Source organism: Methylocystis sp. JR02 (assembly GCF_030063565.1).
In the GTDB taxonomy this organism is placed as follows: Bacteria; Pseudomonadota; Alphaproteobacteria; order Rhizobiales; family Beijerinckiaceae; genus Methylocystis; species Methylocystis iwaonis.
In genome coordinates, this window is record NZ_JASIRC010000001.1 from 2,366,346 (window position 1) to 2,391,056 (window position 24,711).

36 protein-coding genes are annotated in these 24,711 nt (G+C 61.9%); 34 read left to right on the forward strand and 2 right to left on the reverse strand.

Translation table 11 applies throughout. The annotated features are described in order from the left end of the window. Nucleotides 1-247: 247 nt before the first annotated feature. Nucleotides 248-982 (reverse strand): S24 family peptidase, encoded by a 735-nt coding sequence (locus tag QNA11_RS11265; protein WP_283483102.1) that lies wholly within the window; start codon nt 980-982, stop codon nt 248-250. Between the two features lie 51 nt (nt 983-1,033). Here QNA11_RS11265 and QNA11_RS11270 point away from each other — a divergent pair, with 51 nt between their 5' ends. The 12 genes from QNA11_RS11270 (at nt 1,034) to QNA11_RS11325 (ending at nt 7,462) form a co-directional block, all read left to right on the forward strand. After that, the gene (locus tag QNA11_RS11270) at nt 1,034-1,300 is read left to right on the forward strand and encodes a transcriptional regulator (protein WP_283483103.1); all 267 of its coding nucleotides are present in this window, start codon (nt 1,034-1,036) and stop codon (nt 1,298-1,300) included. Next, on the forward strand, nt 1,297-1,536 hold the full coding sequence (locus tag QNA11_RS11275) for a hypothetical protein (RefSeq protein ID WP_283483104.1): 240 nt from the start codon (nt 1,297-1,299) through the stop codon (nt 1,534-1,536). The genes QNA11_RS11270 and QNA11_RS11275 overlap by 4 nt, the downstream gene beginning before the upstream one ends. A 290-nt stretch (nt 1,537-1,826) precedes the next feature. Then, on the forward strand, nt 1,827-2,291 hold the full coding sequence (locus QNA11_RS11280; RefSeq protein WP_283483105.1) for a phage regulatory CII family protein: 465 nt from the start codon (nt 1,827-1,829) through the stop codon (nt 2,289-2,291). After that, nucleotides 2,288-2,470 (forward strand): hypothetical protein, encoded by a 183-nt coding sequence (locus QNA11_RS11285; RefSeq protein WP_283483106.1) that lies wholly within the window; start codon nt 2,288-2,290, stop codon nt 2,468-2,470. Before QNA11_RS11280 ends, QNA11_RS11285 begins: the two co-directional genes overlap by 4 nt. Next, complete coding sequence (locus QNA11_RS11290; RefSeq protein ID WP_283483107.1) at nt 2,463-2,945, forward strand: hypothetical protein; 483 nt, start codon at nt 2,463-2,465, stop codon at nt 2,943-2,945. Before QNA11_RS11285 ends, QNA11_RS11290 begins: the two co-directional genes overlap by 8 nt. An 11-nt stretch (nt 2,946-2,956) precedes the next feature. After that, nucleotides 2,957-3,481, forward strand: coding sequence for a hypothetical protein (locus QNA11_RS11295; protein WP_283483108.1), 525 nt, complete (start codon nt 2,957-2,959; stop codon nt 3,479-3,481). After that, the gene (locus tag QNA11_RS11300) at nt 3,478-3,678 is read left to right on the forward strand and encodes a hypothetical protein (RefSeq protein WP_283483109.1); all 201 of its coding nucleotides are present in this window, start codon (nt 3,478-3,480) and stop codon (nt 3,676-3,678) included. The genes QNA11_RS11295 and QNA11_RS11300 overlap by 4 nt, the downstream gene beginning before the upstream one ends. Continuing rightward, nucleotides 3,675-4,283: a hypothetical protein gene (locus QNA11_RS11305; RefSeq protein ID WP_283483110.1), complete on the forward strand. Its 609-nt coding sequence runs from the start codon at nt 3,675-3,677 to the stop codon at nt 4,281-4,283. Before QNA11_RS11300 ends, QNA11_RS11305 begins: the two co-directional genes overlap by 4 nt. Next, on the forward strand, nt 4,280-5,722 hold the full coding sequence (locus QNA11_RS11310; RefSeq protein WP_283483111.1) for a replicative DNA helicase: 1,443 nt from the start codon (nt 4,280-4,282) through the stop codon (nt 5,720-5,722). The genes QNA11_RS11305 and QNA11_RS11310 overlap by 4 nt, the downstream gene beginning before the upstream one ends. Then, the gene (locus QNA11_RS11315) at nt 5,716-6,741 is read left to right on the forward strand and encodes a DUF1376 domain-containing protein (RefSeq protein ID WP_283483112.1); all 1,026 of its coding nucleotides are present in this window, start codon (nt 5,716-5,718) and stop codon (nt 6,739-6,741) included. The genes QNA11_RS11310 and QNA11_RS11315 overlap by 7 nt, the downstream gene beginning before the upstream one ends. After that, the gene (locus tag QNA11_RS11320; RefSeq protein WP_283483113.1) at nt 6,738-6,878 is read left to right on the forward strand and encodes a hypothetical protein; all 141 of its coding nucleotides are present in this window, start codon (nt 6,738-6,740) and stop codon (nt 6,876-6,878) included. The genes QNA11_RS11315 and QNA11_RS11320 overlap by 4 nt, the downstream gene beginning before the upstream one ends. Next, entirely contained in the window at nt 6,875-7,462 is a 588-nt protein-coding gene (locus tag QNA11_RS11325; protein ID WP_283483114.1) for a hypothetical protein, read from the forward strand. Before QNA11_RS11320 ends, QNA11_RS11325 begins: the two co-directional genes overlap by 4 nt. A gap of 60 nt (nt 7,463-7,522) precedes the next feature. Here QNA11_RS11325 and QNA11_RS11330 read toward each other — a convergent pair whose 3' ends face one another. Then, nucleotides 7,523-8,680: a hypothetical protein gene (locus QNA11_RS11330; RefSeq protein WP_283483115.1), complete on the reverse strand. Its 1,158-nt coding sequence runs from the start codon at nt 8,678-8,680 to the stop codon at nt 7,523-7,525. Nucleotides 8,681-9,134: 454 nt separating this feature from the next. Here QNA11_RS11330 and QNA11_RS11335 point away from each other — a divergent pair, with 454 nt between their 5' ends. From QNA11_RS11335 to QNA11_RS11440, 22 genes are all read left to right on the forward strand, one after another. Beyond that, on the forward strand, nt 9,135-9,764 hold the full coding sequence (locus QNA11_RS11335) for a ParB N-terminal domain-containing protein (RefSeq protein ID WP_283483116.1): 630 nt from the start codon (nt 9,135-9,137) through the stop codon (nt 9,762-9,764). Next, complete coding sequence (locus tag QNA11_RS11340) at nt 9,751-10,410, forward strand: Mom family adenine methylcarbamoylation protein (RefSeq protein WP_502867562.1); 660 nt, start codon at nt 9,751-9,753, stop codon at nt 10,408-10,410. Before QNA11_RS11335 ends, QNA11_RS11340 begins: the two co-directional genes overlap by 14 nt. 189 nt (nt 10,411-10,599) lie before the next feature. After that, nucleotides 10,600-10,950, forward strand: a complete 351-nt coding sequence (locus QNA11_RS11345; protein WP_283483119.1) for a hypothetical protein — start codon at nt 10,600-10,602, stop codon at nt 10,948-10,950. 91 nt (nt 10,951-11,041) lie between these two features. Beyond that, nucleotides 11,042-12,181, forward strand: a complete 1,140-nt coding sequence (locus QNA11_RS11350) for a DNA-packaging protein (RefSeq protein WP_283483120.1) — start codon at nt 11,042-11,044, stop codon at nt 12,179-12,181. Beyond that, a complete protein-coding gene (locus tag QNA11_RS11355) occupies nt 12,181-13,518 on the forward strand; it encodes a phage portal protein (protein ID WP_283483121.1) in 1,338 nt (445 codons plus the stop codon). Before QNA11_RS11350 ends, QNA11_RS11355 begins: the two co-directional genes overlap by 1 nt. Then, the gene (locus QNA11_RS11360; protein WP_283483122.1) at nt 13,496-14,287 is read left to right on the forward strand and encodes a phage minor head protein; all 792 of its coding nucleotides are present in this window, start codon (nt 13,496-13,498) and stop codon (nt 14,285-14,287) included. The genes QNA11_RS11355 and QNA11_RS11360 overlap by 23 nt, the downstream gene beginning before the upstream one ends. 2 nt (nt 14,288-14,289) lie before the next feature. Beyond that, a complete protein-coding gene (locus tag QNA11_RS11365) occupies nt 14,290-14,952 on the forward strand; it encodes an HK97 family phage prohead protease (RefSeq protein WP_283483123.1) in 663 nt (220 codons plus the stop codon). An 18-nt stretch (nt 14,953-14,970) separates the two neighbouring features. Next, nucleotides 14,971-16,308, forward strand: coding sequence for a phage major capsid protein (locus tag QNA11_RS11370; RefSeq protein ID WP_283483124.1), 1,338 nt, complete (start codon nt 14,971-14,973; stop codon nt 16,306-16,308). A gap of 66 nt (nt 16,309-16,374) precedes the next feature. Further along, a complete protein-coding gene (locus QNA11_RS11375; RefSeq protein ID WP_283483125.1) occupies nt 16,375-16,860 on the forward strand; it encodes a hypothetical protein in 486 nt (161 codons plus the stop codon). A 64-nt stretch (nt 16,861-16,924) separates the two neighbouring features. After that, complete coding sequence (locus QNA11_RS11380) at nt 16,925-17,242, forward strand: hypothetical protein (protein ID WP_283483126.1); 318 nt, start codon at nt 16,925-16,927, stop codon at nt 17,240-17,242. Nucleotides 17,243-17,271: 29 nt separating this feature from the next. Then, a complete protein-coding gene (locus QNA11_RS11385) occupies nt 17,272-17,541 on the forward strand; it encodes a hypothetical protein (RefSeq protein ID WP_283483127.1) in 270 nt (89 codons plus the stop codon). Further along, nucleotides 17,538-18,206 carry a head-tail connector protein gene (locus QNA11_RS11390; protein ID WP_283483128.1) on the forward strand — a complete coding sequence of 223 codons (669 nt, stop codon included), beginning with the start codon at nt 17,538-17,540 and terminating at the stop codon, nt 18,204-18,206. Before QNA11_RS11385 ends, QNA11_RS11390 begins: the two co-directional genes overlap by 4 nt. Beyond that, nucleotides 18,203-18,532 (forward strand): phage head closure protein, encoded by a 330-nt coding sequence (locus QNA11_RS11395; protein WP_283483129.1) that lies wholly within the window; start codon nt 18,203-18,205, stop codon nt 18,530-18,532. Before QNA11_RS11390 ends, QNA11_RS11395 begins: the two co-directional genes overlap by 4 nt. Beyond that, nucleotides 18,529-18,954, forward strand: coding sequence for an HK97-gp10 family putative phage morphogenesis protein (locus QNA11_RS11400; protein ID WP_283483130.1), 426 nt, complete (start codon nt 18,529-18,531; stop codon nt 18,952-18,954). The genes QNA11_RS11395 and QNA11_RS11400 overlap by 4 nt, the downstream gene beginning before the upstream one ends. 170 nt (nt 18,955-19,124) lie before the next feature. Then, the gene (locus QNA11_RS11405; RefSeq protein ID WP_283483131.1) at nt 19,125-19,562 is read left to right on the forward strand and encodes a DUF3168 domain-containing protein; all 438 of its coding nucleotides are present in this window, start codon (nt 19,125-19,127) and stop codon (nt 19,560-19,562) included. A 52-nt stretch (nt 19,563-19,614) separates the two neighbouring features. Next, the gene (locus QNA11_RS11410) at nt 19,615-20,019 is read left to right on the forward strand and encodes a phage major tail protein, TP901-1 family (RefSeq protein WP_283483132.1); all 405 of its coding nucleotides are present in this window, start codon (nt 19,615-19,617) and stop codon (nt 20,017-20,019) included. A 23-nt stretch (nt 20,020-20,042) separates the two neighbouring features. Then, entirely contained in the window at nt 20,043-20,411 is a 369-nt protein-coding gene (locus QNA11_RS11415) for a hypothetical protein (RefSeq protein ID WP_283483133.1), read from the forward strand. 10 nt (nt 20,412-20,421) lie between these two features. Beyond that, nucleotides 20,422-20,799: a GTA-gp10 family protein gene (locus QNA11_RS11420; RefSeq protein ID WP_283483134.1), complete on the forward strand. Its 378-nt coding sequence runs from the start codon at nt 20,422-20,424 to the stop codon at nt 20,797-20,799. Then, entirely contained in the window at nt 20,796-20,999 is a 204-nt protein-coding gene (locus tag QNA11_RS11425; protein ID WP_283483135.1) for a phage tail assembly chaperone, read from the forward strand. Before QNA11_RS11420 ends, QNA11_RS11425 begins: the two co-directional genes overlap by 4 nt. Continuing rightward, entirely contained in the window at nt 20,992-23,040 is a 2,049-nt protein-coding gene (locus QNA11_RS11430; protein ID WP_283483136.1) for a phage tail length tape measure family protein, read from the forward strand. The genes QNA11_RS11425 and QNA11_RS11430 overlap by 8 nt, the downstream gene beginning before the upstream one ends. Before the next feature lie 3 nt (nt 23,041-23,043). Beyond that, the gene (locus tag QNA11_RS11435) at nt 23,044-23,673 is read left to right on the forward strand and encodes a phage distal tail protein, Rcc01695 family (protein WP_283483137.1); all 630 of its coding nucleotides are present in this window, start codon (nt 23,044-23,046) and stop codon (nt 23,671-23,673) included. Nucleotides 23,674-23,968: 295 nt separating this feature from the next. Further along, complete coding sequence (locus tag QNA11_RS11440; protein ID WP_283483138.1) at nt 23,969-24,631, forward strand: hypothetical protein; 663 nt, start codon at nt 23,969-23,971, stop codon at nt 24,629-24,631. The last annotated feature ends 80 nt before the right edge of the window (nt 24,632-24,711 follow it).

A 24,711-nucleotide genomic window follows, 5' to 3' on the forward strand; every position in this document is an offset into this window, starting at 1 on the left:
TTGTTAGATTACTTGGTTTCCCGATCCCACCCTGACAAGCCGATGGTTTTTCCAGTGATTTTGGCGATTTCGACCTGAACGCGCCCCCAATGGCCCGAAGGCCTATTTGCGTCAATTACCTCAGACTGATGGTAGGCTCGCTGACGCGCTTCGTGATACGCGCCCTCGCCAAAGCGTTCGATTAATTCGACAGCGTCGCGTTCGACAAGCGCCCGATTCTCTCGCCGTCCTGCAAGCCAAAAGCCCATCAGTTCACCGTAAAGCGCCCAGCATACCTTCCGATAATGTTCACTTCCTCGACCGTCGCCTCATAGGGCTCGTACTGCTCGTTCGCTGAAATGATCCGGAGTTTTAGCGGTTCGCTTCCCCGAACCACCTGAACGCGCTTGATGACTACTCCTAGGCCATCCCAAAGGGCGAAAATCCCTTCTGGGCTGGGGACGCGATAGCGAACATCGATAAAAACCCGGTCACCCTCGTGTAGCCGGGGCTCCATAGAATCGCCGATCACCTCGAAAACCCGGATGTGCTTCGGCGCAGCATGGAGCATCTCGCGGACAATCGAGGCCGGGATAATCCACTGGTCTCGAATGCCCTCCGCGGCATAGGTGTTACCATTGCCGTCCGCGACCACTAAAGCCATGGCCGGAACTCCGCCGCCACCAGCTCCAGCGCGGACATCGACCTCCCAAATCGCGCTTTGGTCTTGTTCCCGACCGATATCCGCGTCCACCGCCGACTCGGCAGCTGGCGTTTGTGGAGGGGCGCCTTTGCCATCGCGCAGCCAAGCTAAGGGAGCCTGCAGAACTTCCGCAATGGCGGCAATTTCCGAGCTGGTCTGAGAATCTCCCGATTCTAGAGCGGCGTATGCCTGCTGGGAAAACGTCCGCCCCCTCAGCTTCGAGACAGCGCGCGCCACCGCCGCCTGGCTAAGGCGGAGCTGCTTCCGTCGGTGCTTTAGGCGATCTGCAAGCGTGTCCATGCGCCCGCAAGATACAAAGCCTCTTGTCGGCGCGCTCGACAATCTTGCTTGTTGACTAGTAACAATCATATTTGTTATTTGTCCAACATGACCACAAGCGCACTTGCCAAAGCCATCGAGATCAAGGGGTCGCAGGCCGCCCTTGCTGAAAGCATCGGCGCCACTCAACAGCTTGTGTCCTATTGGCTCAAAAAATCGAAAAACGGTGTTTCAGCCGAATTCGTTTTACCAATTGAGCGCGAGACAGGAGTCCCGCGCCACAAAATCCGCCCGGATATCTACCCGCCGCCTGCGCTATCGTTGGAGGCCGCGGAATGAGCCAGCAGCAACTCGACGAACGCGATCGCCGCTGGGCCTACGAGCTGCTCTCCGCCGGCTTTAGCCCGGAAGAGGCGGCGCGCCTGATCGAACGCCCCCTTGAGTTCATCGTAGGCGAGCCGCCGGCCCCGAACGAAACCGCGATGCGCGTCGATGTCCACCTCCTCGTGGTCTCCGCACTCGGCGCCTTCCGCGCGCAATTTCCAAGACTCTTTCAAGGGAGCGGCTGCCAATGAGCAAACAACGCTCACGGCCGCAGCCTCACCTTGGAGCTCGTCGTGGCTGCGGCCCGACCTTCCAACGCCAGAAATTCATGGCTTCGGCGCGCCACGTAAATCGCGTCGGGGAACTCGGTAGCAGGAAGTGAGGAGCCGCTTCCGAGGATTACGCTCGCAAGAACGCCGGGGGCGGTCGCGAACTGCCCTCGGCAACAAATCGGGGCGATGGATGAAAGGTTTTGCGTCTGCATCGCCCCGATCATCGGAACTGATTTGCGCGCTCTCAAGCAGAAATTTCAGGGACGTTTATGGCCTACGCTCCAACCAAGCCCCGTGAATATGGATCGACCAAGGCGCTTGTCGCGCGCCTGATCGACGAAGCCGGCGGTGTCAAGCAGGCGGCTTTCATCGTCGAGCGCGCCTCATCCCAGGTTTACGCCTACGCCGACCCGGACGTCGATGCGCAGATAAGCCTCGACATGGCGCGGCGCCTAACGGTCTCCACGGGATCAACGGCGCTCGCCGAAGATTTCGCGGCGCTCGCGGGCGGCGTCTTCATGCCGATTGCGCCGCCCAATGCCGAGACGCTCGAAAGCCTCGCGGCGGCAAAGGCGCACGAACACGGCCGCATGGTCTCTTCGCTCTTCATCGCCATGGCCGACAATCACGTTTCACAAGACGAGGCCCGCAAGCTTCTCGTCGAAGCCGACGCAAACATTCGCGTGCTGGTCGCTATGCGGGCGCGGTTTGCGGCAATCGCGGAGGGGAAATGAGCGAGGAAACCCTACTCACCGCCGCGCGGCGCGTGGTGCGCTTCTTTCAAATCGACATGAACAAGGGCGGCATCATGACGGTCGAGACTCAGCAGTCCATGGACACGCTCGACAAGATGGTTCGCCGGGAAGAGGCGAGAGAAAAACGCAAGCAGCAGGAGCAGCAGAACGATGACTGAAGGAACGGAAAAACTCGTCAATAAGAAGCAGTTCGGGGCCCTCATCAAAGCCGCCGACCAGGCGAAGACGAAAGTCTCGTCGATAAACGGGGAAATCGGCGAGCGCATCAAAAACGCGGCCGACAATGCGAACCTCCACCCCGCCGCCTTCAAGATGATCCTCAAGCTCTATCGCATGGATCCCGAAAAGCGGGATGCGTTCCTGCGCAATTTCGATGCTTATCGGGACCTTGCAAGCGAACTGAACCTCTTCGAAGAACACGCCGGCGACATCGACGATCTCGCCCGAAAGGCGGCTGCCGAAGAGGCGGAGCGGGAGGAGGCAGAGGAGGCTCAAGTCGCCGATAACGTGCATCGGCTCGAAACTGGCATCCAGCCGCTGCCAGAGGAAGCGCGCGACAAGCCGTCCCGGCGCCGGCAGAAGAAGGACGACAAGCCGGACGACGAGGCCCCAGGCACCTATACCTACAATTGAGGCCAGATCGCGTGCTCATCCTGGCCCTGGACATTGCGACCTATACCGGCTTCGCGCTCGGGCGCGCGGGAGAAATCCCCACGTCCGGGACCGTGCGCCTCAAGAAGCCAAACGAACCGGCCGAAGTCGCGGCGTTCAATATGCGCTGCTTTCTGCGCGACAGGCTGATGCTCGAGAGGCCAGACCTCATCTGCATCGAGCATTACCTCCACCCGACCGCGCAAAAGAGCGGCGACGCGGTGATCCTCCAGCTTTTCTGTTTCGGAGTCGCCGTCTCTGAGGCCATGGCGCGCAACATCCGCCGCGAGACGCCCAAAGCAGCGACGATTCGCAAGCATTTCATCGGCGCGGCGAACATGGGCGAGCGCAAGGCGACAAAGGACGCCGTGATCCAGCGCGCGCGCCTTCTCGGCTACATCCCGCGCGATTGCAGGGACGATAACCGCGCCGACGCCTGCGCCCTCTTCGACTTCGCGGCAGCAACCTACGCCCGGGCGCGCCCGCCTGAGCTGATCATGTTCGGGGAGACTGCATGACGGGCTTTTCCGATCAATCCCAAATGGCGGCGATCGACGCGGCGATCCGGTGCATCCGCTTCAACGAGCGGCCGCGGGCCGTTGAGCGCGAACTCCTCGCTGCGCAACTCGAGTTCGTCAAGGCGCGTATCAAGCGCCATGACGCGTTGAAGCGCGAGCGCATTGCCTCGCAGGCACACAAGGGAGTGGCGCGATGAGCAGCCTGCCTGTGCGCGAAAAGAAAGCTCAGATTTGGGAGCGCGATGAACTCGACTGGTATGTCGAGCCTACGGAGGCCACAGAGGCGCTCTTGCGCGTCGAGCGCTTCGTTGACGCGGTCTGGGATCCGGCCTGCGGCGGCGGCAATATCTGCAATACCTTCGACGCCCGCGGGTTTATCGTGCGCGGCACAGACATCGTGCGCCGAATAGACGGCAAGCCATGGTGGAAGGGCGAACTCGACTTTTACTCGGCCACGCACACCAAAGCGCCAAACATCGTCTGCAATCCGCCGTTCTTTCGAGCCAAGGGCGCCGAAGCGTTCATTCGCAAGGCGCTGACTCTCGCGACGGGGAAGGTCGCGATGTTCCTCGACGTACGGTTCATCGCCGGAGCCGAACGCGCAAATGGCCTATTCGCGGACCACCCGCCGCATCGCATCTGGATCGTCACGCCGCGCGTCTCTTGCCCTCCGGGGAGCTACCTCGCTGCCGGCAACAAAGCGGGTAACGGATCGTCGGATTGGTGTTGGCTCGTCTGGGATCAGACGGCGCCTCGGCCCGCGTTCCCGCAGCTCGGATGGCTGCGGAAGGAGGCCACATGACCGCTCACGCCTCCCAACTGACCGACGCGCTCCCGGTCAGCATTGAAGCGGAACAGGCCCTCCTCGGCGCCCTGCTGATCAACGAGGACGCGCTCACCCACGTAGGAGGCCTCCTCCAGGCGCGCCATTTCTCCGAGGCTTTGCACGCGCGCATCTATCAAGCCGTTGTCGACTTGGTCGCCGGCGCCCGCAAGGCGACGCTCATCTCGGTTGGCGCCGAACTCGCCGATCTGGAAATGCCTGCCGGCGCTCCGCCGATGCGTGCCTATCTCGCACGCCTCGCCGCAGAGGCGACGACGGTCATCAACGCCCGGGATTATGCCGAAATGATCGTTGAGGCTTGGGCGCGCAGGGAGTTGATCGCAATTGCAGGAGCGGCGGCGGATTCGGCGCGGCTTCCTGGCTTCGGCCGCCTGCCGGCGATGCTCGACGAGCTCGACGGCCAAATCATCGCCCTTCGAAACATCGGCGGGAGCGGAGAGGCGGAACGCTCCAGCCTCGGCGCCGGGCTCTCCGAGGTCATCCGCGACGCCGAACAGGAGATGGCCGGGAACGCCCGCGCGATCCCTTCGACCGGCTTCGTCGACCTGGACCGCGTGGTGGGCGGCGGCTATCGCCCTGGCCGGCTCTTCGTCGTTGCAGGCAATCCCGGCGCGGGCAAAACCGTGTTCCTCGTCGCAAGCGCGCGCCGCGTCGCCCGACTGCGCGAAGATCGGCCGCAGTTCGGCGTAGATGTCTACTCGCTCGAAATCGATCGGCGCGAGGTTGCCGCTCGCATGGCGGCCAATGCAATGGCGTCCAGCCCGGCGCCGCTTGCCTACAGTGAGATTCTCGCCGGCCGGCTCGATGCGACTGGCATCCATAGGCTTCGCGAGATTGAACGCCGGTTCTCCGAATTCGCCCTCACGATCGACGCCACGCCGGGCCTGACCATCGAGCAGATCGAGTCGCGTGCGAAGCGCACCAAGCAGCGCCTGGAGCGCGCGGCAAAGACGCTCGACGTGGTGTTCATAGATTACCTGCAGATCATGGGGTTCGGCGACCGCTACAAGGGCCGCAAGGTCGACGAAATCGGCGAGGTGACGAAGGCGGCCAAGGCCATGGCGAAGCGCCTCGACGTCTGCGTCGTCTTGCTCTCGCAGCTCAGCCGCGAAAACCAGAAGCGCGACGACAAGCGGCCGCAGCTGTTCGACCTGCGCGACTCGGGTTCCATCGAACAGGACGCCGACGTCGTTATCGGCCTGCATCGCCCCTCCTACTACGACCAGCGCGACCCCAAGGTGCTCAACGGCGACACAGAGGCATGCGACCGGGCCGCGGCGCGCGCGAACGACCTTGAGGTGATCCTCATGAAGAACCGGCTTGGGCCCACGACGACGGTCAATCTCTACTGCGACGTGGCGCGCTCGTTTCTCGACAATGGAGGAAAGCGATGGTGAACGCTGCCCCGGCGCCACTCGTGCCGCCCGATGTCGATTTGCGAGACTTCGCGTTCATGCCGTTGGATGTCGTGCGCCTGCGCGACAGCGACCTCTCAGCCAGCGCCAACGGCGAGGAGTTCCGCGCCGCCGTGCTGTTGTGGTGCGCGTCCTGGCACCAGATCCCAGCGGCAAGCCTCCCCAATGACGACGCCATCCTGTCGGCGCTCGCGGGCTTCGGCCGCGTCGTGAAGGAATGGCTGAAGGTCAAGAAGGGCGCGCTTCGGGGATGGGTCCTTTGTGCGGACGGCCGACTCTATCACCCGGTTGTCGCAGAGAAGGCGCGCGATGCGTGGGAGTCGAAGAAGAAGCAACGTGACAGAACTGCGGCAGCGCGCGCCGCGCGATTGTCGCAGAGCGCGAAGCCGACGACGACAGAGGATGCGACAACGACAGTTACAGGTTCTGTTACAGAGACAGTAACAAGCTCCAAGGGACAGGGACAGTACAAGGGACAGGGAGATATAGATCATCTCCCAGCACAGCTACCCACTGCCGCGCGCGGCGCGCCGCCCGAACCTCCCCCCAACGATCTCGACCGCGTCCAGGCCGCCTGCAGCGCCGCGCTCGGCGAGTCTGCGCCGGCTGATCTCGTCATCGGCCCGATGGCCGAAATGTTCAGGAAATTCGGGGAACAGCGGGTAATTGAAACCCTGGGGTCCGAGGCGCGACGAACGCGGAAAAAGCCCGTCAAATCATGGCGCTTGTGGGCGATGATCGTCGACGAAGCGCTCGCTAGCGCCGAGCAACGACCGCCCGTGCCGCATAACGGCGAGCCCCCTGAGCGCAAGATCGAACTCGGCTACGCCGGGGTCGCAATGCCCGAGGAAAACCTTCTCGCGGCGATCGCGCGGTGGCGGAATAACCCGGCCTCGTGGATGCGAAACGTGTGGGGCCCGCCGCCTGACGAGAGCCCCGCAATTCGGAAATTCGCGGCAGAGCAGGGGATCAATTTCGACAGCGCGGAGGCCGCGGCATGAATTGGAAAATCAATCTCTACCCCTCGCGCCTCTGGACGATTGAACGCAGGGCGATACGCCACCGGCTTGTGGTGGTGATCCGCAAGCGGCGCGAAACGAAGGACACTTGGGCTGAAATCTTGGCGAGGGCGGCATGATGGCGGTGCAACGGAAAAGCTACGGGCGGTATGACCGGGTCGAGGAGGCTGTGCATCCCGGGCCTGCGCTGCCCCACGCGCCGAAGCGCATGAAAGGCAAAATTGAGATTGTCACAGCGGCGGTCGAAGACCCCAATCCGGTTGGAAGTGAGAAACTGCGGCGCCAGCGCGTGGCGGTGAACATCGCGGGTGACACGCTGGAGCGGGAATATGCTTACGGGCGGATTTCGACGCCTGCATATCAAGTAGGCGTGATCTACCGCGAAACCATCGAAAGCAGTTGCGGCCGGCTAAGGCATCCCACAACGTTCGAGCTGTCGGGGGGGAGGGGTTCCCAAGAATTGCTAATCATCCGCCGCATGGAGATCGCCGAACGGGCTGTAGCGATCCAGGAAGAGGTTAGATCGGCTATCGGCGAGACTGACGAACAGCTCCTGCGCGCGGTCCTCGGTGACGGATTGACCTTTGGCGAAATCGCTCGATTGGAAGGACGGCACGGGAAAAGGGCCATGGCGCGCATCGCGACAAGATTTCGGGAGGCGCTGCAAGCCCTTGCTACCGATTGGCGCCAAAGGGGAAGGTAAGGTCGGATTTAAATCCGAAGGCGGGTTCCTTGAGTAGCGGATGCGATCGGCCAAATTCGCCTAAGGCGAAACCAAGGAAATAAGCTTCAAATCATCGAGCAGGTATTTTATTTTATCGCTACTAGCGGGCATATATTCAATGATAAATGCAGAACTTCTTTTCAATCCTATTTTATATAGTTCATTTATCGTATCTTCTCTATCTTTTTTCGTCCGAGGAAATCCATTCTTATTTATACAATACTCCCATTTTTCTGCTATGTTATTGACGCTCCCATCGAATGGATCCGGACCGAATTGGCTTTTGAGTTCGTCCAACGCGGAAATAAGCTTTCCATACAACTCACCAGCGAGCTTTGTTGGCTCCTTTTTTGGTGACATTAATTGACGCGTGCCTTTTGGCACATACGCGATAGAATAAACTCCGCTACAACCCCCAAAATTCGCGGTCCCCATGGCTCTAAATACAATGTATATGTAGATTTCATCCGGGTTGGAAGCGACATATCTATTAAATTCAGCCTCGTCAACAGCACCCTTATATTCATCGTGTGTTGCGTACTCTGCATCTGATACGGCGTTGCTGTCGCGGTCAAAATGAAACTCAAAAGGGTAGCTCGTAACGGCATGACCGCTATTTGTCATCGCTATCAAGAGGCTTGGCTCTTCTGCTCTGTCAGGGGGAAATGCCCACATCGCGGCCCAAACGTTAACATTGCACGTCGCATCGCGCAATTTGACAACTGTATCATAAGACCTCCCGACTTTGATTTTCCTTACAAACATGTTGGCCTCGAAAGGACTTTTAGGGAAATTTAGCGGCAACGTACTTGAAAAATCTTCGAGGTTTCCAAGTTTATCCAATATCTGTATATCAAGCTTCTTTAGTTCTATCTCGATATCCTTGATGCACCTAGTGTAGATCTCATAAAATTTAGCTCCAACCTCGTCGGGCTTTATCTTGTCAATTATTGCTCCCGTATCTCTAATCTCAACTTTGCCGGCGACCATAGCCTGGCGAAAGAACTTCGTGAGCTCACCCTTGACGCCGACTTCAACCACCTCAGACATACCGCCTGCGCATTTCTTTATGAGGCGATTTGCGGCGGCATCGGCTTCAGCTTTCGCCGCCCCATCAGGCGAAAGTTGAGCTTGCTGACCGAAAGCCGCACTGCCCAGAAAAGCGAGAAATACAGCTATCACTAGTGCTTTAATCATGGTTCCCTCTGGCCTGTTTGGTCGACTTAAGATCGCCTAGACCTGACGAACGAGCTACGTCCCGCTCGCAGTTATCGTTCCTAGCTTGGAATTGAAAAGGTGGTTCCTTGTCCACGAGGAAGCTTCCTCCAAGCGGATGCTTCAGACAAGGCCTAGCGGGGGCGGGAAATTGAACGTGCATGCCCAAAATCTACCTTGACAGCGAGGACTGAATTGGAGACAAAAAGCTAATTCTAAAAGTTGCGCCCGGAGCCTACATAGGCGGCCGGGCGCTAGCGTTTCTGCCTACTGAAATCTCTGAAAATCCGAAATCTCCAGCCCTAAAAAACAGGCGGGAGCCGGGGCGCGCCAACGCCCCAAGCCGCGAGTCGTGATCTCGCATGACCGTAAGCCGGCCGGACATCCGGTCACCCCGCCACCGTGCGCGACGGCGGGACCTTCCTGGCTCATCGTCATGCAAAAATCCGTTACCGACCTGGCCGTCGAGGCTTGGCCGATTGAAAACGTGCACCCCTACGAGGGCAACCCGCGAATCATCACCGAGGCCGCAATCTCGAAAGTTGCAGCTGCAATCAATGAGTTCGGCTGGCGACAGCCGCTCGTCGTCGACAAGAACGGCGTGCTTGTCGTCGGCCATGCGCGCCTGCTGGCGGCCAAGCGGCTAGGGCTCGAAACCGTGCCCGTGCATGTCGCGGCGGACCTGACGCCCGAACAGGCGCGCGCTTATCGCCTCGCGGACAACCGCACGGGCGAGGAGAGCCGCTGGAACCCGGGGGCGCTCGATCTCGAGTTGCGCGAACTCGGCGCCGTTGGCTTCAACCTCGCGCTAACGGGGTTCGATCCAATCGAGTTGCCGACGCTCGAACCGCAGACGACCGAATGGCCCGAGCTGCCCTCCGGCGACCGTCCGCCATTCCAGCAAATGACTTTCACGCTGCATGACGAGCAAGCGGCGAACGTCAAAGCGGCGCTCGAACTGGCGAAGAAGGAGCCGGCCCCGGTTGAGGGGCCAAACCGAAACTCGAACGGCAATGCCCTTGCCGCCATCTGCGGCGCCTATCTGGTGGCCCATGGGCGCGGCTAAGGCGATCCGAATCGCGCCGATCGACCGCGACCGCGCGAATGCGCTGGTGAAGGCCTGGCACTACTCAGGCAGCGTCGTATTGAACAGCCAGCTGCACCTTGGAGTCTTCTTGGAAGGGCGGCTGCTCGGCGCCATGCAATTCGGGCCGTCGCTCGATAAGCGGAAGATCATCGGCTTGGTTTCGGGCACCGCCTGGAACGGGTTTCTCGAACTGAACCGCATGGCGTTCTCGGACGCCCTGCCCCGCAATTCGGAAAGCAGAGCGCTCGGAATCGCGCTACGCCTGATCCGCGCGCAATATCCCCACGTCGAATGGGTGGTTTCCTTCGCGGATGCAGCGCAGTGCGGCGACGGCGCGATCTATCGGGCGTCGGGATTCGTGCTCACGGGGATCACGCCGAACAAGACGATTGCTCGGTTGCCCGATGGCCGGATCGTCGCAAAGGTCACTGTATCTCAGCGGAGCGATATGAACCCGGACGGCCGCGCGCGCTTACCGGATGGCTCGACGATGCTGCCGGGTTTCATGCTGCGCTATATCGCGTTCTTGAACCCGCTGGCGCCGGCGCGGCTCGCGGTCCCGGAGTTGAATTACTCAGAAATCGAGGCCCGCGGTGCGCGTATGTATCGCGGGCGGGCGCTCTAGACGACATGCGTGCGAAGCAGGCGATGGCCGAATACCCTTCGGCACAGCGGCCGGGCAGCGCGGACCCGCACGCTCCAGGCTTGAAAGACTGATATGGCGGGACGAAAACCGTTCGATCCAACCGCTGAGCAGCGCAAAATGGTCGAAGCGTTTGCTGCATACGGCATCCAGCAAGAGGAAATGTGTCTTGTGCTCGGTATATCGCTGAAGACGCTGCACAAGCATTTTCGCGTTGAACTCAACACGGGCATGGTGAAATCGAACGCGAAAGTCGGGGAGTCGCTTTTCATACAGGCGGTCGGCGCGCCGGCGCAGTTCGATGAAAGAGGCAACCAAATTCGCGCGGAGCAGCCCCGCGTCCCGTCCTGCGGCATCTTCTGGGCGAAGGCGCGCATGGGCTGGAAGGAACGAGACGTGCATGAACTCACGGGCGAGAACGGCGGCCCGATCGAAATCGACGACGCCCGATCCAAGCTCGCTGATCGCCTCGCTCGTCTCGCTGGCGCCGGCACAGCGCGCGAGGGTTCTGGCAAGCCTTAGCCAACGGGAAGCCAACGCGCTCCTCTTCGACTGGGAAGGCTGGGCGCGAAAGGAGCAGCTGGCGCCCATCGGCGATTGGTCGTTCTGGCTCGTGCTCGCCGGCCGCGGGTTCGGCAAGACGCGTACCGGCGCCGAGTGGACGCGGCGAAAGAAAGAAACCTGCGGGAGAATCGCTCTCGTCGCGCCAACCGCCGCCGACGCCCGCGACGTCATGGTCGACGGCGAGTCCGGCATTCTCGCCTGCGCGCCGCCTTGGGACCGCCCGAAATATGAGCCCTCGAAGCGCCGCGTGACATGGAAGAACGGCGCCATCGCGACGCTATTCTCTGCCGAAGACCCCGAATCGCTGCGCGGCCCGCAGTTCTCCGCCGCCTGGGCGGATGAGCTGTGCGCTTGGCAATACTGCGTCGAGACCTGGGATATGCTGCAGTTCGGCTTGCGTCTTGGCCGCAATCCGCAATGCTGCGTGACGACAACGCCGAAGCCGATCAAGACGCTCAAGGATTTGCTGGCCAACCCCGCTACCGTGACGACACGGGGCAGCACCTACGCCAACCGGGCAAATCTTGCCGAGGGCTTTTTCCGGAACATCATCGCCCGCTACGAGGGCTCGCGGCTGGGCCGCCAAGAGCTCGAGGCGGAGATCCTCGAAGACGTGCCCGGGGCGCTCTGGAGCCGCTCGGTTATCGACGAGACGCGGCTCCGGGACTACCCTCCATTGCGGCGCGTTGCCGTTGCCATCGACCCGCCGGTGACCTCGGGCGAACAGGCCGACGAGTGCGGCATCATCGTCGCCGGCGTTGACGACCTGGGCGACGGCTATGTGATCGCCGACCGCTCGTCTCAAGGCGACAAGCCGAGCGAGTGGGCGCGCCGCGCGGTCACCGCATACCAGATGTTCGAGGCCGATTGCATCGTCGCCGAAGTGAACAACGGTGGCGAGATGATCGGCGAGATCATTCGCCAAATCGACACCGTCGTGCCCGTCAGACAGGTTCGCGCCACGCGCGGGAAGTTCACCCGGGCCGAACCGATCTCGGCGCTCTACGAACAGCGCCGCGTGCATCACATCGGCAGCTTCCCCAAGCTTGAGGATCAGATGTGCTCGATGACGCCTGATTTCGATGCGGACAAAGCGGGGTATTCACCCGACCGTCTCGACGCGCTCGTCTGGGCGCTCACCGAACTAATGACCGGGCACAAGTCCGAGCCCAGGATTCGCCGCGTTTGATGGTGTGGCCGTTCACGCGCCGGAAAAGCGAACCGGGCGCCAAGCAGGAGTCGCCACCGTTCATCGGACGCGCGACGCCCCATGTCGAGCGCAAGGCATCCGCCGTTGGTGCGCTGATCTCCGCGCGCGTGCTGAAAATGCCGCAATGGGCCAAGCGCGACTTCGATAAATCGGCGCGCGAAGGCTACCAGCAAAACCCGATCGTCAACGCCTGCGTCTACATGACGGCCCGCGCGGCGGCGGCTGTCCCGCTGGAAATCTACCAGGGCGAGAAGGAAGCCGACATCCCCGACCTCGCGGCCCTGCTCAACCGCCCGAATCCAATGCAGGATGGCGAGGCGTTCCGGATCGCCACCATCTCCGACCTGCTGCTTGCCGGCGAGTTTTTCTCTGAACGCGTCGACGTCAGCGGGAAACCAAAGGAACTTTATCGCTGGAGCCCCGGCCGCACGAGCGTCAATCCGGGCGATGACGGCTTCCCGAAGGGATACACCTTCAAGGCTTCGGGCGGCGGCGAGCGAACAGTTCAGGTCGACATCCCCAAGGGCGAGATGCCCGTGCTGCATGTGCGGGAATACAATCCGCTCGATGACTGGCGCGGCATGCCGAACATCGACCCGGCGGCTTTCGCTATCGACATGCATACGAACGGCCTGCGGTGGAACAATGCGCTGCTGAACAATGGCGCCCAACCTTCCGGCGCGCTCGTCTATGCGCCGAAGGAAGGAAGCGACAAGCTCTCGGACGATCAGTGGGAGCGCCTGAAAGCGGAGCTGGATGAAGCCTTCGCCGGCGCCAAGAACGCCGGGAAGCCGCTCCTACTCGACGGCGGTCTCGACTGGCGCGAGATGGGCTTGAGCCCCAAGGACATGGGTTTCTCGGAAGGCCTGCACGAAGCAGCGCGGCTGATAGCCCTCGCCTTTGGCGTGCCGCCGCTCATCCTCGGAATCCCCGGCGACAACACCTTCGCCAACTACCAGGAAGCCAACAAGGTCTTTTACCGCCAGAGTGTGCTCCCCCTGCTCGGCCAATGGTGCCGGGCAGTGTCGTGGTGGCTCGGACCGTCGTTCGGCAAGGATATCCGCATCGTCCCCGACACGGACGATCTCGAGGTTTTCGCCGACGAGCGCGCCGCCGAGTGGGACCGCATCGAGAAGTCCACGACGATGACGATCAACGAGAAGCGCGAGAAGCAGGGCCTCAAGCCGGCGCCGGGCGGCGACGTCATCCTGGTTTCGTCGACCTTGATCCCGCTGGAAGCGGCGGGCTCCATGCCGGAAGATGGCGAGTCGGACGTTGGCGGCGCCCCAGAAGATGAAGACAGCGCGGAGGCCTAATCGCCGTGCGCGTCGCATCGCCCGGCACGTCCGCCTTGCGATGGCTTACGAGCGCGGCCTTGCGCATGATCTGCGCAAGATTTTCACCCGCGCCGGGCGTGACGCTGCGGCTCATGTCGCTCAGGGCGATGCTCAATTCATCGACAATGCAGCATCCGCATACGCAGGCGCAATCGCTCAAGCCATTCGGGCCAGATTGCAGGCGGCCGCAGAGGCGAGCGCACAACTCGTCGTCGAGGAGCTGACCGGCGAGAAGGCGGCGCCTGATGGGCTAGAGCTGAAGTTCCTCTCGCTGTTCGACGTGGCGAAGCAGGCCATCGCCGATTGGCTGGCGCACAACGGCGCCGCGATGGTGCGCCGGGTGACCGAGAGCATCCGCCGCACCATCCGCGGCTCGCTCCGGCGCGGGAACGAGCTGAACGAACCGCCCCGCGTGCTCGCGCGACGTATTCGAGACGACGCCGCCGGGGAGATCGGGCGCGCGAGAGCGGAGACGATAGCAAAGACCGAGACTCATACCGCCGCGAATGTCGGATCGGAGGCCGCGGCGAACGCCACAGGCCTGCAGCTCGTCAAGGAATGGGGCGCCACCGAAGATCAGCGCACGCGCCAGGCGCATGCCAAGGCGGACGGCCAGACGGTCGAGAAGGACGCGGATTTCATCGTCGGAGGCGAGCGACTGCGCTTCCCCGGCGACCCGAAGGGCTCGGCCCATAACGTCATCAACTGCCGCTGCGTCGTGCTGTGGAAGCCCAAGATTCCGAGATAGCCATGAATGACCTGAAGCATCTTCCGATCGTTTTCGACGCGAAGGCTGTGAAAGATGACGGCTCGTTCGAGGGCTACGCATCGGTATTCAACAATGTCGACCAAGGGAACGACATCGTTTTGCCGGGGGCTTTCACGAAGTCGCTGCAGGATCGCCCAGCCGGGCGCGTGAAAATGCTTTGGCAGCACAGGCCAGACGAACCAATTGGCGTTTGGACATCGCTTGTCGAAGACGGTCACGGCCTAAAGGCGTACGGGACGATAAATCCGGACGTCCAGCGGGGCCGCGAGGCAATCTCGCTCATGAAAATGGGCGCGGTCGATGGTCTGTCCATCGGATTCCGAACCAAGGAAGCGGACTACGAGCCGAAGACGGGCGTGCGCAAGCTCAAGCAGCTCGATCTGCACGAAATCAGCCTGGTCACCTTCCCGATGAACGATCGGGCGACGGTGACCCGCGTCAAAGAGTTTAACCCGCGCGAACTGGAAAGAGGCCTGCGTGACGCCGGTCTATCGCGCGGCGACGCCGTGAAGGCTGTTGCTTATTTCCGCGATCGCCTGCGTGAAGCCGGCGAGAATGTCGAAATCGATCCGCGTGAGGCGGAGGCGGCGACGCAAGGGGCCGAAATGGCTGCGGTGCGCAAGCTTATCGAAGCGATGCGCTGAACCTCACAGGATATCGAGATGACCTATCACGGACGCCTCCGCGGACCCTACAACCCGCCGGAGCGCAAGGATGACGCCGGCGCTTCGACGCCGGAATTCAAGAAGCTCGCCGACGAGCTGATGCAGACGGTCACGGCGTTCCGCCAGAAGAACGACGAGTCCATCGCCGATCTGCAGAAGAAGCTCAACGCCGGCGACGTCGTGCTCAAGGAGCATGTCGACCGGATCAACGCCGCGATCGACGACGTCCAGAAGAAGATGACCGACGAAATTCTGGCCGTGAAGCGCCAGGCGGTCTTCAGCGGCGGCAGCGAGACGAAGGCCAAGGCGCCGGAAATAGTCGCCCTGGAAAAAGCCTTCGACAAGTATCTACGCAAGGGCGGCGAGCGCACGGAAGACGAGTTGAAAGATGCCTACGCCAAGGCGTTCGAGGCAAAGGCGCTCGCCACGAACTCGGAAGCGGACGGTGGATTCACCGTGCTTCCCGAGATCGAGCGGGCCATGGTGGAACTCTCCCTGCTCGTCTCGCCCATCCGCTCCATTGCGTCGGTAACCAGCATCGGAACAGGCTCCCTCAAGGTGCCGGTGAACAAGCGCGGCACCACCGCCGGCTGGGTTGGCGAAACCGACCCGCGGGCGCAGACCAACACCTCCCAGCTCGCGGAAATCGAGTTCGTACCGGGCGAGCTCTACGCCATGCCGGCGGCGACGCAGCAGATGCTCGACGACAGCTACATCAACGTCGAGCAATGGATCGCCAATGAGGCGGCGCTGAAATTCTCGCAGGTCGAAGGTCAGGCGTTCATCTCGGGCGATGGCGTCAAGAAGCCGAAGGGGTTTCTTGCCTATCCGATCGTGGCGGACTCGTCCTGGGCCTGGGGCTCGGTCGGCTATGTCGCCACGGGCACGTCCGGCGGCTTTACCGGGCCCGCCGCCGGCCCGCCGATTGTCGGCGCCGGCGACAAGCTCTTCGACCTCATCGCCACCCTGAAATACCCGTTTCGGCCGAATGCGTCCTTCGTGATGAACCGCTACACGGTCGCCGAAATCCGCAAGCTGAAGTCGCTCTATGCGGAATATCTCTGGGAGCCCAGCATCAAGGCGGGCCAGCCGGATTCGCTTCTGGGATACCCGTTGACCGAGGCGGAAGACATGCCCGCCATCGCAGCGTCTTCCTACGCCGTCGCATTCGGCGATTTCCGGCAGTTCTATCGGATCGTCGACCGCGTCGGGGTTCGCACTCTGCGCGACCCCTATACGCTCAAACCCTACGTCCTGTTCTACATGACCAAGCGCGTCGGCGGCGGCATCCAAAATTTCGAAGCGGCAAAGCTGCTCAAGTTCAGCGTCTCCTAACCCACGAGACGGGGCGCGGGCCACGCCCGCGCATTCACTCCCCCCTCATTCGAAAGGACTGCGCACATGCGCGACCTGGCCTCCTATCTCACCCTCAAGCGGCTCATCGGCGAAGCGACGCTCACAGCCTCCCCGGCCGCCGTGGTCATCGACCGCGGCAACATCAACAACAATCTCTATGAGGGCATTGCGCTTGGCTTCTATGTTGGCGCGGGCGGCATCGTCTTCGACGCCGCGAACTACATCGGCCTGAAGCTGGAAGACTGCGACGACAACGCGAGTTGGGCTGCTGTCACCGCGGCGTCTTCTATCGTGCTGGGCGCAGGCAATCCTGCAGGAAGCAATTTCGCTCAGGTCCCGGATGCGAACGGCTTCGTGCGCTTGATCAACGCCGCCAAGGCCGGCGCCGATGTCGACCCCTTCAAGGTCGCCTATGTCGGCACCAAGCGATACCTGAAATCCACGATCGTCTTCGGCGGCGCGCATGGCACGGGCACACTCGTTGGCCTTGTTGGGGCGCTCGGATTCCCTCGGCTGCTGCCCGCCGCGTAACGCCAAAGCGCGGGGCAATCCCCACCCGTAATCATCCCCCCCCCCCTTTCGAAAAGGCAGATCGATGTCAAAGACGATCAAGATGCTCAAGGATACTCGCGTCTCGCCGAACGGACACGACGTGGAAATGTGGCGCAAAGGCGAGGTCAAAGAGAACGTCCGCGACGACGTGGCTGACGATCTCACCCACGAACAGACCCTCGCGGCGATCGAAGTGACTGGCGACAGGAAAGCGGACGCCGAGTCGGAGAAAGATGCGCTCGACGAAATGAGCCGCCGCGCGGACGAAGCCGCCGCCGCCGTCGCTCTCAAGGGCGCAGCCGAGAAAGCCGCGCTGGACGCCGCCAAGGGCGCCCAGGCTCCGAAGGCCCCGCGGGCCTAATTTTCTTGGAAGTCAAAAGGAAAAGCTCCATGACCCCAAAGGAACGCTTCAACGCCGCAACGCAGGCGCATCGCGACGCCCTGCAAGCGCTGCTCGACAAATACAAAAGCGTCGGCCCCGCGGCGCAGATCGCAGCGCTCACCAACCAGCTCGCGCAGGAAAAGACACGGCTCGACCAGCTGCAAAGCGATTATGACAACCTGCTGAGCAGCACGTCGGATTATCTCGAACAGTCGGCGCAGCAGATCGCGGCTATCGACGTCGCAACCGACCCGACGCAGGCCGCGCCGATCCAATGAACCCGACGCCCCGTCTCCGGCTCGTAACCGATGCCGCGAGCGAGCCTGTCACGCTCGCCGACGCCAAAGCCTATTGCCGCGTCGATCTCGCAGAAGATGACACGCTCATCACTTCGCTGATCAAGGCGGCGCGGCGGCATGTCGAAAAGGAGACGGGGCTCGCGCTGCTCACGCAAAGCTGGCAGGCTGTCTATGACCGCTGGCCAGATACGGCGCCTCAAGGCGCCTCGACGCAATGGTGGGATGGCGTGCGGGAGGGGCCGCTTTCGGCGCTCATTCCAACGGGCCTCATCGAAATTCCCAAGCGCCCTTTCCAGACGGTGGCGAAGATCGAACTGCTCGACGCCTACGGGACGCTCAACACCGTCGATCCGGGAATCTATTTCGCGGAAGTCTCGGATATGCGCGGCGCCATCGTGCGCAAGCTGGGGCAGATTTGGCCCGTGATCGTGCTCTCCCCCCGCGGGGCCATCCAGATCAGCTTCAGTGCTGGCTTTGACGCTGCGCCTTATTCGGGCGTCCCGGACGATCTGCTGACCGCAGTCAAGATTCTCATCAAGCATTGGTACGACAACCGGGAGCCGGCGTCGGACGGCAGGCTCGCGAAGGCGCCGCGCCATGTCGACGACATACTGGCCTATTGGCGCCCGAGGCGCCTGAAATGAAGGCGTCCGACGTCGGTTCGATGCGCGAGCGCGTTACGATCCAGGCGCAGACGCAGACGATCAACGACGCGGGCGAAATCGCCACGCTGTGGTCAGACGTCGGGACATGCTGGGCCCGGATCAAGCCGGTCAAGGCCGTGCAGGTGGCCCTCGCGGGCCGTGACGACGCGGTTCGCGAATATGACATGACCATCCGCTTTAGGACGGACGTCTCGACCAACTCTCAGATTATCTGGCGGGAGCGCCGTTTTGACGTGCAAAGCGTTGTCGACAACACCGAGCAGCGCCAATTTCTCACTGCGCGACTTCGGGAGATCAACGCTTGATCAAAGTGGAAGTGCTCGAGGAAGCCTCGCGCTCTATCGAGTCGGACCTCGTCGGCCGCATCGAGGCGGGCACGCTGAACGGTCTGCGCGCGCTGGCGCTGATGGCGCAAACGGACGCGCAGCGCCGCGTGCTCAAAGGCCCGAAGACGGGGCGCATCTATCAACGAGGCGCAGGCTTCCACCAAGCGTCCGCGCCCGGGGAGGCGCCGGCCAACGACACCGGCTTTCTCGCAGGATCTATCAAGATCGAGGTGACCCAGAAACTGCAGGTCGATTTACATGCGCTTGCCCCTTACGCCATCCACCTCGAATACGGCACGATGAAAATGGCCGCTCGCCCGTTCCTGCGGCCGGCGGCGGAAGACGCCGGCAAGAAGGCGCCGGAGGTGATCGATGCCTATGTCAGGGAAGCCCTCAGATGACGGCGCGCTTTCCATCCGCATCGGCGCCGGCGGCATCAAAGACTCATGGATCGACGAAGCCGCGCGACAGATCGTGGTCATCGGTTGGTGGGGCGAGACCCGCGCTACGCCCTCTGAGCTTTCATTCGAGCGCGCCATGCGCGACGGCGGTTTGCGGATAATCCACGCCGATGGCAGCGTCACCCCCGCTCGACGCATCCCGCGCGCTGATGGCCGCAGTCCGGGCGGCGCTTCTCGCCGATAGCGCGCTTTCCGGCCTGCTCGCCGGTCACAAGGTGCTGAACCAGGCGCCATCCAGCCATGCGACGCCTTACATTTCGATCACAGATCGTTCGAGCGACTGGTCCACTGCGACCGAGGACGGGCAAGAAATCGCGCTAGACCTCAATGTTTGGCATCAGCCCGCTTCGCAGACGCCCGAGACCGGCGCGATCCGCACGATTATGGCGCTCTGCCGGCAGGCGCTCCACACCGCGCCGCTCTCGATCGAGGCGCCGTACCACTGCGTGCAGATCCGCGTCGAAAACGAAATCGGCCCCTATCGCGATCCGGACGGCGCGACCCTGCATGGCGTCGTTTCGCTGCGCGCACTCGTCGACCACACCTGAGTCCCGCGCCCGCCGGGCCATGCGCGGCAAGCCCTCATAGGAGCTATCGAACATGTCCGCACAAGCCGGGCGCCTTTGGGCGCTCTCAATTCTGGATAACGGCAACTATGTCCCTGTCGCCGGCCTGCGCACGCGCAGCTTCAAGGCGGACAACACCAACATCGACGTGACGACCGCCGACTCGCCGGGCCGCTGGCGGGAGCTGCTCGGGGGCGCAGGCATCCAGTCTCTCGAAATCGACGCTTCGGGGATCTTTCAGCAGGACGCCAGCGCGAAATTGCTCTTTCAGGCAGCGACAACGTCTACGATCCACACCATGCGCCTGGTCACGCCCGGCACTCAGATCGACGGCGATTTCCTGGTCGACAGCTACGAGGAGTCGGGTCCCTACAACGACGCCACGACTTTTACCGCGAAATTGCTGTCGAGCGGACAGCCGACCTTCACCTATTCGTGAATTCTTTGAAAGGATAGTCCGCCATGGCCGCTCTCACCCTTCAACCCATCCTCGTGTCCGGCTTGGCGCCCGCCTATGTCGCAGCGTCGGCCGGCGGCGATACCATTGCCGCGCCCTCGGGCGACGAGCGAACTTTTTTGCACGTCAAGAATGGCGACGTGGCGTCCATGACAGTGACGATCAATCCCGTCTCGCCGACGAGCATCAAGGCTCCCGGAGTCGGGCACGTCGCCGTGCCGGTGATCTCGGTCTCTGTCGGCGCCGGCAGCGAGAAGATGATCGGCCCCATTCCGGCCGCTTATGTCGATGCGGCGGGCAAAGTAAACGTCGCCTATTCCGCCGTGACCTCGGTCACCGTCGCCGCCCTCCGCCTCCCGGCGGCGTCTATCTAAGGAGGCACGCATGGCTAATAGCGCGCGCGGCGTCGTAGCCGCTCAGATCGGCGACGAGACGCTCGAGCTGTCATTGGGCCTTGGCGCCCTCGCCGAGATCGAAGATACGTTCGGGGTCGATTCTTTCGAGGACGCGTTGAACTTCGGCGAGCGGGTCAGCGCGAAGAAGTTGCGCGCATTCTTGGCGGCGCTCCTCAAGGGCAACGAAATCGAGCTGACCCCAGAGCGCACCAAGGCCCTTGCGCGCATGACGCCGGGCCAGTTCATGACGATCATGGTCGCCCTGATGGAGGCCTCGGGGCTCAAGCAGGCTGACGCCACGCCAGCGGCCCAGAAGGAGGGCGCAGCCGCCCCTTTCGAGGCCGCGAGCGCTGGCGAGCGTGGATGAGAATCGGCCTGGGCCATCTCAGGATGAGCCCGAACGCCTTCTGGCGCATGACGCTCCCGGAATTTTTCGCCGCCTGCGACGGCTACCTTGAAAGCAAGGGCGCGCGCAAACCGGGTGCCGATATCGGCCCGCCGACGCGGGAAGAGGTCGCGGCGCTGTTCGAGCAGCTGGATGAACAGGGGCGACTAAGACATGGCTGACGCTGTCGTTGGCTCGCTGACCTATCGGTTCCGCGCCGACACAAATGACCTTCGCCGCGGCATGGAGCAGACGCAGGCGCAGCTGCGTTCCATGGCCGACCAAGCGCGCGCCGCTTCCTCCGAGATGCGGCGTGGGATGGAAGAGTCGACGCGCGCCGTCGCGCTCACGCGCTATGAGATGCTCAACCTCAATCGGCAGATCGCGGATGTTGCCGTTTCCCTGGCCTCGGGCCAGTCCCCTTTCCTGGTGCTGATCCAGCAGGGCGCCCAGATCAAAGATATCTTCGACGCCAACGGGACCGGCCTTCGCGGTTTTGCCTCGACTCTAGCGTCGATCTTCACGCCCGCGCGCATCGCAATTCTCGCAGCCGCATCCGCCGCTACGACGCTCGGGGGCGGCGCTCACCAGGCTTCGCAGGAACTCGCCGACGTCGCGGATAAGGCGCGCCTCGCCGGCCTCTCCGTTCAAACATTTCTTGGCGCGCAAATCCTCGGCGCGAGAGTCGGCCTCGATATAGACAAGGTGCGCGCGGCGCTGGCGAACGCGGGCAAGGAATTCGAGGCGTTCAAGCGCAATGAAGGCGGCGTCAAAGACACGCTGGATAAGATCGACGCAAGCTTTCTGGGCGTCGCGGACAAGGCGCGCAACGCTGGCGAGTTCATCGACATCATCGCGAGGAAAATTCAGGAACTCCCTCGCACCGAGGGCATGCAGCTCGGTGAGAAGCTGTTCGGGACGGAGGCGGCGCAACGCTTCTTCGACGTCATCCGCAATGGCGAGTTTTCGATGCGGAAGCTCGCGGAGACGGCAGGAGACGGCGCAAAGAACGTCGATCAGGTCGCCGAAGCGTCCAGGAAGATGCAAAACGAGATCGCAGAGGCGGCGCGCGTCTCCGACACCAAACTGCTAGTAGCCTTCGGCCGGCTTTCCGATCCGGTGTCGCTGCTGGTTCTGAAATGGCAACAGCTGAAGGCCCTTGTGGCTGACGTCGCAACGGCGATCCAGAAGGACTTCAAAGCGGCATCAACCGCCGTGGATCGCGTTGTCGAAGCGCAGAAGATCCTCGCGCAGCCCCACCAGATGGGCGGAGAGGCTGCAAGCAGCGTGTTCGATCGGATGCGCGGCGGTCAGCATTTCGGGCGCCTGATCCCAGTGGCGGAGTCAGGAATTCCGGGGACCGAAACCGCCGGCGAATCTCGCGCCCGCTATCAGGCGCGCGAAGACGCTGCAAAGGCCGCGCGCTCCCATGGCAGCCCCGGAAATGCGACCAAGGAGGCCAAGGACGCAATCGCAGATTACATCAAGACCTTGCACGAAGCGCAGAAGTTAGCGGAAGCCGAAGCCGGCGCATGGGACAAAGGCAATGTCGAGCGCGAAAAGGCGCTGGCGATCGCTCGAGCCGAGAACATAGCAAAGCGCGAAGGGAAGACGCTCACCGAGGCCGAGCGCAAGGAGATCGAGGCGACAGCGGCCGCGACTGCATCCTACAAGGATAACGTCGATGAATTGCTTAAGAAGCAGGAGCAGCTCAACGACGTAATGCGCGAGTTTGGCGACTTCGCCGCGCGCGCGCTTGAGGACTTGGCGACTCGCGCTCGTTCGGCGCGCGAGGTTCTAGCGGACCTCGTGAAGCTGCTCGGCTCGAATCTCTTACGCGGGGCGCTGACCGGCGACGGCATGTTCGGCGGATTGTTTGGCGGCGGTAACGGGCAGACCGGCGGACTCGGAGGCATCTTCAGCAGCATGCTGAGCGGCGTCACGAAGAGCTTCGGCGGCCTCTTCGCCAACGGCGGCAACCTCCCCGCCGGGCGCTGGGGCATCGTCGGCGAAAAAGGGCCGGAGCTAATCAGCGGCCCCGCGAACGTCACGCCCCTGAAGCAATTGCCGCCGACGTCGCTTGAGAACAGTGCGACGGCGCCGTCGCATGTCTTCAACTTCCACTTTCCGCCCGGGACGGACGTCCAATCGTTCAGGCGTTCGCAGGGACAGCTCTCTGCGATGGTGGCGCGGGCGGTAGCGGGCGGGCAAAGGAACCTCTAACGCATGACCGCCTTTCACGAGGTCAGGTTTCGCACGGATGTGTCCATTGGGGCCCGAGGCGGGCCGGAGCGACGCACCGACGTCGTGCAAATGCGCTCGGGCTTCGAAGAGCGCAACGCGCTTTGGGCCAACTCTCGGCACAAATGGAACGCTGCCAGCGGCGTGAAAACCTTCGATCAGCTCGCCGCCATCGTCCAGTTCTGGGAGGAGCGGCGCGGGCGGCTTTACGGGTTCCGCTGGAAGGATCAGCTGGACTTCAAATCGTGTTCTCCTGGCGGCGTTCCGTCGCCAACTGATCAAAAGATCGGTATAGGCGACGGCGCTACCAAGAGCTTTCAGCTCATCAAGACTTATGGCGGATCCTTCGCTCCGTGGACGCGAGTCATAAGGAAGCCGGTAGCAGGAACTGTGCGAGTCGCGATCGGAGGCGCTGAGCAATCGACAAGCTGGGCTGCCGACACGACAACAGGACTCGTCACCTTTACGACCGCGCCGAGCGCAGGCCTAGCGATCTCCGCGGGCTATGAATTCGACGTGCCTGTGCGCTTCGATACGGACTACCTGGAGGCTGATTACTCGGCGTTCCAGGCGGGCGTTGTCCAGAACATCCCCGTCGTCGAGCTGCAGGGATAGGGCCCGAGATCGCCTATCTAATTATGGCAGTTGGCCGCCATTGAACATCTCGGAAATTCGCGCGTCGTACTACCGGTGGCTGCGACAAGTAGATCGGCTTTTCATGAGTACGCTGAAGCTGGCTCTGCTGGGAACCGCGCGCCAAAATTGCCACGTAGACCTCAGTTTGGGTGGCGCGCCATGGGCGAGGCTACCACCCCCGCAATCTCAAACTGAGAATTTGCGAGGCAAGCTCCTTAGAGGTTTTGTATCTTGCAACCCGATTCGAACCGACTCGTATCCACAGGGAATTCGCATGACTGAGGCCGAACTAATTGCTTGGTTCAACAGCTCTAAACCCGCTATCCTGAGATGGATTTTTGATAACCTCATTAATGTCACTGTTCTAGGGGGCGCACTTGCGCTTATTTGGAAGACTTATGTGAAGGTGAAAATCGATGAGAGTGTGAAAAGGATCTACGCCGACGAACTCGAACGCCTAAAGGCAGATCTAAACACTAGACTTGAGGTGCAAAAGTCCGAGCTTGTTACAAAGCTTGAGGAAACAAAGTACACCTTAAAAAATTCAGAATTTATATTTTCAGAGCGTGTCAAAGCTCTTACACGACTGCGAAAATATGCTCGAGGCATGCTTCCACTACCCACCACACCTGACGCTGATTGGGATCAAGCCGCAGAACATATTGCTCGCCACTGGAAAGAGATTTTGGACTGGCTTGAGGAGTTTCTTGGTGAGGTAGAGGCTTGCTTGCCTAGAGAGGTTTCGGAAAAACTAAATCGCGCCGCCTCCATCGCGGTGGATCTGAAGTTTGAGTTCGACTGGGTGTCGGAGCGAGAAGATGTGGAGACATCCAGAACGGGCCTGCAAAAGGCCGGAGAGCTCCACGACGCGTTCAGCGAGGCAATAGAGTTGCTGCAATCGAACGTAGCTCGGAATTTTAGGGACGTTCTTCCCTGAATCAGTAGACGCAAAGCCAAACTATTTCCTCTAATCAGCCGGCCGTTGTGCATGCACATTGGCCGGTTGCCGCTCACGAA

Bases quoted from the DNA above. Each gene is read 5' to 3' on its own strand.
- QNA11_RS11290 (WP_283483107.1), top strand. From the start codon at position 2,463: ATGACTGAAGGAACGGAAAAACTCGTCAATAAGAAGCAGTTCGGGGCC.
- QNA11_RS11405 (WP_283483131.1), top strand. From the start codon at position 19,125: ATGGCAGCGTCACCCCCGCTCGACGCATCCCGCGCGCTGATGGCCGCA.
- QNA11_RS11325 (WP_283483114.1), top strand. From the start codon at position 6,875: ATGATGGCGGTGCAACGGAAAAGCTACGGGCGGTATGACCGGGTCGAG.
- QNA11_RS11425 (WP_283483135.1), top strand. From the start codon at position 20,796: ATGAGAATCGGCCTGGGCCATCTCAGGATGAGCCCGAACGCCTTCTGG.
- QNA11_RS11300 (WP_283483109.1), top strand. From the start codon at position 3,478: ATGACGGGCTTTTCCGATCAATCCCAAATGGCGGCGATCGACGCGGCG.
- QNA11_RS11420 (WP_283483134.1), top strand. From the start codon at position 20,422: ATGGCTAATAGCGCGCGCGGCGTCGTAGCCGCTCAGATCGGCGACGAG.
- QNA11_RS11305 (WP_283483110.1), top strand. From the start codon at position 3,675: ATGAGCAGCCTGCCTGTGCGCGAAAAGAAAGCTCAGATTTGGGAGCGC.
- QNA11_RS11280 (WP_283483105.1), top strand. From the start codon at position 1,827: ATGGCCTACGCTCCAACCAAGCCCCGTGAATATGGATCGACCAAGGCG.
- QNA11_RS11370 (WP_283483124.1), top strand. From the start codon at position 14,971: ATGACCTATCACGGACGCCTCCGCGGACCCTACAACCCGCCGGAGCGC.
- QNA11_RS11340 (WP_502867562.1), top strand. From the start codon at position 9,751: ATGGGCGCGGCTAAGGCGATCCGAATCGCGCCGATCGACCGCGACCGC.
- QNA11_RS11365 (WP_283483123.1), top strand. From the start codon at position 14,290: ATGAATGACCTGAAGCATCTTCCGATCGTTTTCGACGCGAAGGCTGTG.
- QNA11_RS11355 (WP_283483121.1), top strand. From the start codon at position 12,181: ATGGTGTGGCCGTTCACGCGCCGGAAAAGCGAACCGGGCGCCAAGCAG.
- QNA11_RS11315 (WP_283483112.1), top strand. From the start codon at position 5,716: ATGGTGAACGCTGCCCCGGCGCCACTCGTGCCGCCCGATGTCGATTTG.
- QNA11_RS11285 (WP_283483106.1), top strand. From the start codon at position 2,288: ATGAGCGAGGAAACCCTACTCACCGCCGCGCGGCGCGTGGTGCGCTTC.
- QNA11_RS11375 (WP_283483125.1), top strand. From the start codon at position 16,375: ATGCGCGACCTGGCCTCCTATCTCACCCTCAAGCGGCTCATCGGCGAA.
- QNA11_RS11430 (WP_283483136.1), top strand. From the start codon at position 20,992: ATGGCTGACGCTGTCGTTGGCTCGCTGACCTATCGGTTCCGCGCCGAC.
- QNA11_RS11390 (WP_283483128.1), top strand. From the start codon at position 17,538: ATGAACCCGACGCCCCGTCTCCGGCTCGTAACCGATGCCGCGAGCGAG.
- QNA11_RS11415 (WP_283483133.1), top strand. From the start codon at position 20,043: ATGGCCGCTCTCACCCTTCAACCCATCCTCGTGTCCGGCTTGGCGCCC.
- QNA11_RS11435 (WP_283483137.1), top strand. From the start codon at position 23,044: ATGACCGCCTTTCACGAGGTCAGGTTTCGCACGGATGTGTCCATTGGG.
- QNA11_RS11440 (WP_283483138.1), top strand. From the start codon at position 23,969: ATGACTGAGGCCGAACTAATTGCTTGGTTCAACAGCTCTAAACCCGCT.
- QNA11_RS11275 (WP_283483104.1), top strand. From the start codon at position 1,297: ATGAGCCAGCAGCAACTCGACGAACGCGATCGCCGCTGGGCCTACGAG.
- QNA11_RS11265 (WP_283483102.1), bottom strand. From the start codon at position 982: ATGGACACGCTTGCAGATCGCCTAAAGCACCGACGGAAGCAGCTCCGC.
- QNA11_RS11395 (WP_283483129.1), top strand. From the start codon at position 18,203: ATGAAGGCGTCCGACGTCGGTTCGATGCGCGAGCGCGTTACGATCCAG.
- QNA11_RS11320 (WP_283483113.1), top strand. From the start codon at position 6,738: ATGAATTGGAAAATCAATCTCTACCCCTCGCGCCTCTGGACGATTGAA.
- QNA11_RS11360 (WP_283483122.1), top strand. From the start codon at position 13,496: ATGAAGACAGCGCGGAGGCCTAATCGCCGTGCGCGTCGCATCGCCCGG.
- QNA11_RS11380 (WP_283483126.1), top strand. From the start codon at position 16,925: ATGTCAAAGACGATCAAGATGCTCAAGGATACTCGCGTCTCGCCGAAC.
- QNA11_RS11310 (WP_283483111.1), top strand. From the start codon at position 4,280: ATGACCGCTCACGCCTCCCAACTGACCGACGCGCTCCCGGTCAGCATT.
- QNA11_RS11410 (WP_283483132.1), top strand. From the start codon at position 19,615: ATGTCCGCACAAGCCGGGCGCCTTTGGGCGCTCTCAATTCTGGATAAC.
- QNA11_RS11385 (WP_283483127.1), top strand. From the start codon at position 17,272: ATGACCCCAAAGGAACGCTTCAACGCCGCAACGCAGGCGCATCGCGAC.
- QNA11_RS11330 (WP_283483115.1), bottom strand. From the start codon at position 8,680: ATGATTAAAGCACTAGTGATAGCTGTATTTCTCGCTTTTCTGGGCAGT.
- QNA11_RS11335 (WP_283483116.1), top strand. From the start codon at position 9,135: ATGCAAAAATCCGTTACCGACCTGGCCGTCGAGGCTTGGCCGATTGAA.